This is a genomic window from Mycobacterium sp., assembly GCF_040509115.1.
Classification (GTDB): domain Bacteria; phylum Actinomycetota; class Actinomycetes; order Mycobacteriales; family Mycobacteriaceae; genus Mycobacterium.
This window is the reverse complement of sequence record NZ_JBEVLO010000258.1, coordinates 1-8,039: the sequence shown is the minus strand read 5'-3', so window position 1 is coordinate 8,039 and position 8,039 is coordinate 1. Positions and strand designations below refer to the sequence as shown.

Annotated in this window: 6 protein-coding genes; 4 read left to right on the top strand and 2 right to left on the bottom strand. The window is 66.1% G+C overall.

Annotation, left to right across the window (positions count from 1 at the left end):
• Positions 1-334 precede the first annotated feature (334 nt).
• A complete protein-coding gene (locus ABW137_RS17510) occupies positions 335-2,665 on the top strand; it encodes an FdhF/YdeP family oxidoreductase (protein ID WP_526402217.1) in 2,331 nt (776 codons plus the stop codon).
• On the opposite strand, the gene ABW137_RS17505 is transcribed toward ABW137_RS17510, so the two are convergent.
• Positions 2,662-3,591: a histone deacetylase family protein gene (locus ABW137_RS17505; protein WP_526402215.1), complete on the bottom strand. Its 930-nt coding sequence runs from the start codon at positions 3,589-3,591 to the stop codon at positions 2,662-2,664. The two genes, ABW137_RS17510 and ABW137_RS17505, sit on opposite strands and share 4 nt — an antisense overlap.
• 294 nt (positions 3,592-3,885) lie before the next feature.
• Here ABW137_RS17505 and ABW137_RS17500 point away from each other — a divergent pair, with 294 nt between their 5' ends.
• Genes ABW137_RS17500 through gcl form a run of 3 tightly spaced genes read left to right on the top strand, consistent with a single transcriptional unit; the run spans position 3,886 to position 7,423 of the window.
• Entirely contained in the window at positions 3,886-4,746 is an 861-nt protein-coding gene (locus ABW137_RS17500; protein ID WP_526402213.1) for a hydroxypyruvate isomerase family protein, read from the top strand.
• Positions 4,743-5,636, top strand: coding sequence for a 2-hydroxy-3-oxopropionate reductase (locus ABW137_RS17495; RefSeq protein ID WP_526402211.1), 894 nt, complete (start codon positions 4,743-4,745; stop codon positions 5,634-5,636). The genes ABW137_RS17500 and ABW137_RS17495 overlap by 4 nt, the downstream gene beginning before the upstream one ends.
• Positions 5,633-7,423, top strand: a complete 1,791-nt coding sequence (gene gcl / locus ABW137_RS17490) for a glyoxylate carboligase (protein ID WP_526402209.1) — start codon at positions 5,633-5,635, stop codon at positions 7,421-7,423. The genes ABW137_RS17495 and gcl overlap by 4 nt, the downstream gene beginning before the upstream one ends.
• Positions 7,424-7,525: 102 nt before the next feature.
• Here the strand turns inward: gcl and ABW137_RS17485 are convergent, their stop codons facing one another.
• Positions 7,526-7,906: a nuclear transport factor 2 family protein gene (locus ABW137_RS17485; protein WP_526402207.1), complete on the bottom strand. Its 381-nt coding sequence runs from the start codon at positions 7,904-7,906 to the stop codon at positions 7,526-7,528.
• Positions 7,907-8,039 lie beyond the last annotated feature (133 nt).

Sequence of the window (8,039 nt, the reverse complement as noted above, 5' to 3'; positions counted from 1 at the left end):
CGGCGCGGCCCTGGTCGGCATCGGTGCCAAGCTGGGACGTACTCGCGCCCGCGAGTGGGACCGTGGCCTGCGGGAGCTCGTCGACAACGGCGGCGGATCCGCCACTCACCGGCCCTAACCCCCGCTGCGTCTGGGACCGCCACGCCGCTGGCTGGAGGTCCGTCGACCCCTCGCCAACGAATTCTCACCACCCCCGTTGAGAGATGACGCGCGCATCCGCTGCGGCCCATCCTGTGTACTGTATTTTGTCTGCACGGCCGAATGATGGCGCTCGAACGACCCCGCGCGCACACCACGAAGGACGCGCACACCACGAAGGAAGGGCCGCGAGAAGATGACCGCAGGCGATGTCACCGGCGACGAGAACCTCAGCGTCGAGCCGCCAGAGCAGTGGGCAACCGGGCTGCCCGCGGTCAGGCATGCTCTGCAGTTCTCGCTGGAGCACACCTCGATTCGTCGCACTGCCCTCAACCTGTTGACCATCAATCAGACCAACGGCGTCGACTGCCCGGGATGTGCATGGCCGGAGCCTCGTAACCGACACCTCCAGGAGTACTGCGAAAACGGCGCCAAGCACGTCAACGACGAGGCGACAACCCGCAGGATCACCCGGGAGTTCTTCCGCGACAACCCCATTTCGGTGCTCGCCACCAAGTCCGACATGTGGCTCAATGACCAGGGCCGCCTCACCGAGCCGATGGTCAAGCGCCCGGGCTCGGACTACTACGAACCCATCGGCTGGGACGACGCGTTCGAGTTGCTGGCCGCCGAACTGCGCAATCTGGACTCGCCGGACGAGTCGCTGTTCTACACGTCGGGGCGGCTCAGCAATGAGGCCGCATTCCTGCTGCAACTCTTCGTGCGCAGCCTCGGCACCAACAACCTGCCCGACTGCAGCAACATGTGCCACGAGTCGAGTGGCTCCGGGCTCGCGGAGACGCTGGGCATCGGCAAGGGCAGCGTGAGCCTCGAGGACATCGAGGAATCGGACCTCGTCTTCGCCGTCGGGATCAACCCCGGCACCAACATGCCACGGATGCTGTCGTCGCTGGAGGAGACCAAGCGCAACGGTGGCCACGTCATCGCCATCAACCCGCTGCCCGAGGCGGGACTGATTCGCTTCAAGAACCCGCAGAAGGCCAGGGGCATCATCGGCCGCGGCACCACCATCGCCGATCAGTTCCTGCACATCAAGCCCGGCGGGGACCTCGCCCTCTTCCAAGCGATCAACGCGCTTCTGCTGGCGGCCGAGGACGCCGATCCGGGTAACGTGCTCGACCGCGACTTCATCGACCGGGACACGACGGGCTTCACCGAGTTCGCCGAGCACGCCCGTCAGCTCGACTGGACCGATGTGCTTGCCGCGACTGGGCTTTCGCGCGAGGACATCGACGAGGTCGTCGGCCGCGTGCTCGCCAGCAAGAAGATCATCGTGTGCTGGGCGATGGGGGTCACTCAGCAGAAGCATGGCGTGGCCACCGTGCGCGAGATCGTGAACTTCCTGATGCTGCGCGGAAATCTGGGGCGCCCGGGAGCCGGGGTCTGCCCGGTCCGCGGGCACAGCAACGTGCAGGGCGATCGGACGATGGGCATCTGGGAGCGCATGCCGCAAACCTTCCTCGACGCGCTGGGACGCGAGTTCGGCTTCACCCCGCCGAGCCACCACGGCCTGGATGCGGTGGACTCGATTCGGGCCATGCGCGACGGCCGGGCAAAGTTCTTCATGGGATTCGCAGGCAACTTCGTACGCGCCACCCCCGATAGCGAACTCACCGAGCGAGCCATGCGCAACTGCAACTTGACCGCCCACGTGTCGACGAAGCTCAACCTCTCGCACGCCGTGTGCGGGAGGACGGCGCTCATCCTGCCGACGCTGGGACGTAGCGACCGCGACGAACAGCGCACCGGCGAGCAGTTCGTCACGGTCGAGGACTCCATGAGCATCGTGCACCAATCGCACGGTCGCCTGCATCCCGCGTCAGAACACCTCTTGAGCGAGGTGGCAATCGTCAGCAGGCTCGCTCGGCGCACCCTCGGGGTGACGCCAGCGATTCCGTGGGAGAGCTTCGAGGCGGATTACGACCTGATCCGCGAACGGATTTCCCGCGTGGTACCGGGTTTCGACGACTTCAATCGGCGCGTCCGCGAACGGGGCGGCTTCCGGTTGCCCAACCCGGTCAACGAGCACCGCTACCCCACCCCGTCGGGCAAGGCGGTATTCACCAGAAACACGTTCGACCGACTCCAGGTGCCCGCCGGTCACCTGGTGCTGCAGACCATGCGCTCCCACGATCAGTGGAACACCGTGCCTTACGCCCTCAACGACCGGTATCGCGGCATCCACAACGGGCGACGCGTCGTGCTGGTCAACCCGGCCGACATCGAGGCGCTGGGGCTCGTCGACCGCCAGATGGTCGACCTCGTCGGTACCTGGGAGGACGGAATCGAGCGGCGCGCGAAGAACTTTCGCGTCGTCTCCTATCCGTCCGCACGCGGTTCGGCCGCCTCCTACTATCCGGAGACCAACGTCCTCGTCCCGCTGGACAGCGTCGCCGACGTCAGCAATACGCCGACCTCGAAGGGCGTGTTCGTCCGGCTGGTGCCAGCGCAGGCCCAGGACTCGTCGTCATCCGCGGAATCGGTCGAGCAGGCGGTAGGTTCTTAGCCCTGCATCAGCTCGCCGACGTGTGCGGTGACCGACTCCCGCAACCCTTGCAGGTCGTAACCACCTTCCAGCACCGACACCAAGCGACCGCCGCAGTGCCGCTCGGCCGCCGTCATCAATTCGCGCGTCACCCAGGCGAAGTCATGGGCGGTCATGCACAGTGAGCCGAGCGGATCGCGTTCATGGGCGTCGAACCCGGCCGAGACGATGATGAGCTCCGGCTCGAAAGTCCTGAGCGCGGGCAGTATTCGTTGCTCGAACGCTTCCCGCAGCTCAACGCCGCCATCACCTGCCGCCAGCGGCGAATTGAACACGTTGCCCACCCCGGTCTCGCGGACTTCCCCGGTCCCAGGGAACCACGGCATCTGGTGCGTCGACGCGTACAGCACGCTGGGATCGGAGTAGAAGATCTCCTGCGTGCCATTGCCATGATGGACGTCGAAGTCGACGATCGCGACCCGGTCCAGCCCGTGTTTGAGTTGAGCGTGACGCGCGCCGATGCTGATGTTGTTGAACAAGCAGAATCCCATGGCCCGATCCGTCTCGGCGTGATGCCCGGGAGGGCGGCAGGCGACGAAGGCGTTCTGTACGGCGCCTGACAGGACCCGGTCGACCGCCTGGATCGTGCCGCCGACGCCGCGCAGCACCACCTCCCACGTGGAGGGTTCCATCATCGTGTCGCCGCCGTCCAGATACACGAAGCCCTCGTCGGGGCGGGCTTCCTCCAGCGCGTCGACGTAGGCCGCGGTGTGGACGTAACGAGTCGCGTCGAGTTCGGCGACCACGGCTTCGTCGCGTACCAGTGCGTCGAACTGCGGCTGGTCCAAGGCGAACTGCACCGTGCGGTAGCGGTCGGGCCGTTCCGGATGCCCGACCGAGGTCTGGTGGCGGGCGAAGATCGCGTGGTGGACGAGCAGAGTGGCCAAGGCTGGGCTCTTTTCTTGGTCGCGCCCCCCGGGGGCGGGCGGGATAATGTATGCAAGCACATGCTCGCCGTCCTGGCTAGTAGATCACCCGCCGGCGGTCCGGTCCCCGACTGCGTCGGCGATGGGTCGCAATGGGCACTGACGCAAGCGAGTTCGCCCCACTTGCCGGCCGCGCAAGCCCCTTGACAACCTCAGTGCAGCCCTGTTCACTACATTGCATACTGCATACGATCTTCTATTTCGATCGTTCCGGACGACGAGTCAGGACTGCTGACCACACGAGAAGGGCAGGCCATGGCAAACGCCACCTACACCGTCAACTGTTCGATCCTGCTGACCGACATCCCGTTACTCGACCGACCGCGGGCAGCCCGGGACGCGGGCTTCGACGCCGTCGAGTTCTGGTGGCCCTTCGCCAGTCCATCACCCGCGGATGCCGAGGTGAGCGCCTTCGTCCACGCCATCGAGGACGCGGGCGTGCAACTGACCGGCCTCAACTTCGCCGCCGGTGACATGCCTGCTGGCGATCGCGGCATCCTGTCCAATCCGTCATTGACGCAGGAATTTCGCGACAGTGTCGCGATCGCCATCGGGATCGCCGAGATTCTCGGCACCCGGTCGTTCAACGCGCTGTACGGCAATCGCGACCCGAATTTCGCCGTCTCGGCGCAGGACCACGTCGCCGTCGACAACCTGGCGCACGCCGCCCGTGCGGCGGACCGCATCGGCGCGACGGTACTCCTGGAGCCGGTGAGTGGCGCACCGCACTATCCGCTCAAGACGGCAGCCGACGTCATTGCGGTGATCGACCGGGTGCGCACTCAGCACGACACCACCAACCTGCGGCTGCTCGCCGATCTGTATCACCTGGCCGTCAATGGCGACGACACCAGCGCGGTGATTCGCGACTACGGCAGCCGGATCGGGCACGTGCAGATCGCCGATGCGCCGGGGCGGGGCGAACCGGGATCAGGGGAGCTGCCGCTGGCGCGCCAGTTGCAGGAACTCTCGGATCGTGGTTACACCGGCTACCTCGGCCTGGAGTACAAGGCGACCCGGCCCGACACCTTCGACTGGATTCCACGCACCGAACGCGGCGGAGGCGGCGTCAACATCGAAACCCTGCGGCAGCAACAAGAAGCGAGGATCTCGTGAGCACCATCGGATTCATCGGACTCGGAATCATGGGCGGCCCGATGGCGCGCCACCTGGTTGCGGCAGGACACACCGTCGTCGGCTACGACCGCTCAGAGGAGCGGATGCAGGCGCTGGTCGAGGCGGGTGGCGGCGCGGCCGAATCCATCGAGCAGACCGTCAAGAACGCCGACGTCGTGGCCATCATGGTGCCCGACTCCCCCGACGTGCAGGCCGTCCTGCTGCCCGACGACGGCGTGTTCGCCCACGCGCAGCCCGACACCCTGATCATCGACTTCTCCTCGATCCGGCCCGACGTCACTGCGGAGTTGGCCAAGACCGCGGCCGAACGGGGACTGCGCATCATCGATGCGCCCGTGTCCGGCGGGGAGCCCGGCGCGGTGAACGCCACCCTGTCGATCATGGTGGGCGCCAGCGATGCCGACTTCGCGGCAGCCAAGCCGATTCTCGACGTGGTCGGCAAGACGATCGCCCACGTCGGACCCAACGGCGCCGGGCAGACCGTCAAGGCCGCCAACCAGCTGATCGTGGCGGGCAACATCGAACTGCTCGCCGAGGCGATCACCTTCCTGCGCGCCTACGGCGTGGACATCGAAGCGGCCGTGAAGGTGCTCGGCGGCGGGTTGGCCGGCTCGGCGGTGCTAGATCAGAAGGCAGCGAAGATGTTGGGGCGCAACTTCGATCCCGGATTCCGCATCGCGCTTCATCACAAGGACATGGGCATCGTCACCTCCGCCGCGCGCGAGGCCGGTGTCGTGATCCCGCTGGGCGCGGTAGTCGCCCAACTCATGGCGTCCGCGGTGGCCAATGGCCATGGGACGCTTGATCATTCCGGGTTGCTACTCGGCGTCGAAGCGTTGTCGGGAACAGAGAGCGAGCACGCGAAATGACTCGGATGCGCACGGTCGACGCCGCAGTCAGGATCCTCGAGATCGAAGGCGCCACTCAGGCCTTCGGACTTCCCGGAGCCGCGATCAATCCGTTCTACTCGGCGATGCGGGCACATGGCGGCATCAGGCACGTCCTCGCCAGGCACGTCGAAGGCGCCAGCCACATGGCGGAGGGCTTCACCCGTGCGGCGGCGGGGAACATCGGCATCTGCATCGGCACGTCGGGGCCCGCAGGCACCGACATGATCACCGGGTTGTACTCTGCCTCAGCGGATTCCATCCCGATTCTGGCGATCACCGGGCAGGCGCCGGTGAGCAGGCTGCACAAGGAGGACTTCCAAGCCGTCGACATCAGTGCGATTGCCGCGCCCGTCACGAAGATGGCGATGACCGTCCTGGAGCCAGGACAGGTTCCAGGCGCGTTCGCCAAGGCATTTCACCTGATGCGCTCCGGCCGGCCGGGCCCCGTGCTCATCGACCTACCCATCGACGTCCAGTTGGCCGAGATCGACTTCGACCCCGAGGCCTATCAGCCGCTGCCCGTGTACAAACCGGTGGCGACCCGTGGCCAGGCCGACAAGGCGCTCGACATGATGACGTCCGCCAAGCTACCCCTCATCGTCGCCGGTGGGGGCATCATCAACGCCGACGCGTCGGATCTGCTCGTGGAGTTGGCCGAGATCCTCAACGTGCCCGTCATCCCGACACTGATGGGCTGGGGCACCATCCCCGACGACCACCGTCTGGCCGCAGGCATGGCCGGTCTACAGACCGCGCACCGGTACGGCAACGCGACCATGCTGGCGTCGGACTTCGTGCTCGGGATCGGCAACCGCTGGGCCAACCGGCACACGGGCGGGCTCGACACCTACCGCAGGGGAAAGCGCTTCGTCCACGTCGACATCGAACCCACCCAGATCGGTCGCGTCTTCTCCCCCGACCTCGGGATCGTGTCGGACGCCAAAGCGGCCCTCGAGCAGTTGGTGGCCTCGGCGCGGGAGCGACGCGCGGCGGGCACGCTGCCAGATTGGGGCTCTTGGGTCGACGAGTGCCAGGAGCGCAAGCGCACGATGCACCGCAAGACGCACTTCGACGACGTGCCGATCAAGCCGCAGCGCGTGTACGAGGAGATGAACCGCGTCTTCGGCCGAGATGCCCGCTACGTCACCGCGATTGGGCTCTCACAGATCGCAGGCGGACAGTTCCTGCAGGTGTTCAAGCCGCGCAACTGGATCAACTGCGGCCAGGCAGGCCCGCTGGGGTGGACCGTGCCCGCCGCGCTCGGCGTCGCCACCGCCGACCCCGACTCGACCGTGGTCGGGCTGTCCGGTGACTACGACTTCCAGTTCCTCATCGAGGAACTCGCGGTCGGCGCGCAATTCAACGTGCCCTACGTGCACGTGCTGGTGAACAACTCCTATCTGGGGCTGATCCGTCAGGCGCAGCGCAACTTCGACATGGACTACCACGTGTCGCTGGCGTTCGACAACATCAACTCCCAAGAAACGGACAGTGACGTTCCCAAGGGGTACGGCGTCGATCACCTGCGCGTCGCAGAAGGGCTTGGTTGCAAGGCGATTCAGGTGGTGGAGCCCGACGACATCGGGCCGGCCCTGGTGCGGGCGCAGCAGCTCGCCAAGGAGCACAAAGTGCCCGTCGTCGTCGAGATCTTCCTGGAGAAGGTCACCAACATCGCGATGGGCACCGAACTGGACAACGTGACGGAGTTCAACGACCTCGCCGAATCGCTGGCCGACGCGCCGACCGCCGCCGCCCTGCTGGACTGAGCATCCGGGGGCGGCGCGATTCCGGCGACGTTGGCTTCGCGTTCGTAGTCGATGCGGCGGGGTTCCGTCCTGGCGGTGCTGCCGAAAAGCGCGAAGGACTCTTCAGCTTCCTTTTGCCCAGGCCCACGCCGATAGGCGCCAGTCCAGGTCGACCTTGCGAAGCGCCACAGTGAAGAGCGAGCCGGTCTGAGTGACCTCGCTGCCGCCCAGATTGAACGTCAGGGTGGCGGGAACGACGACATACGCACGGTCGCCGGTCACTCGGACGTGCCGTGGTTCGTCAAGAGCGATGTGGGCGTCGGAAGCCCCAACGCGCTCGCTTGCGGCGAGCACGTGATTCCACCAGTCCTCATTGGCCGTTGGTCCCTGCCACACGTGCGGCGACACCACGTCGAGGATCTGCATCGGGTCGGCACACGTTCCCGCCATGGCCTCCGCGTCGCCCTCGTTGAAGGCCTCGACGTACTGTCGTACCGCCGCCATTGGATCCTTCGAAGTAGGCACCGTGTGTCTCCGTCGCTCACGAGTACTTCCACTATGCGGTCGTGGCACGGCTTACTCAATGTCCTGCAGGCCCGCTGAAGACGATTCCTCGAAGAAGACCTCGGCTATTACC

Excerpts from the sequence above, each read along its gene's own strand:
- ABW137_RS17510 (WP_526402217.1), top strand. The coding sequence starts at position 335 with ATGACCGCAGGCGATGTCACCGGCGACGAGAACCTCAGCGTCGAGCCG.
- ABW137_RS17500 (WP_526402213.1), top strand. The coding sequence starts at position 3,886 with ATGGCAAACGCCACCTACACCGTCAACTGTTCGATCCTGCTGACCGAC.
- gcl (WP_526402209.1), top strand. The coding sequence starts at position 5,633 with ATGACTCGGATGCGCACGGTCGACGCCGCAGTCAGGATCCTCGAGATC.
- ABW137_RS17485 (WP_526402207.1), bottom strand. The coding sequence starts at position 7,906 with ATGGCGGCGGTACGACAGTACGTCGAGGCCTTCAACGAGGGCGACGCG.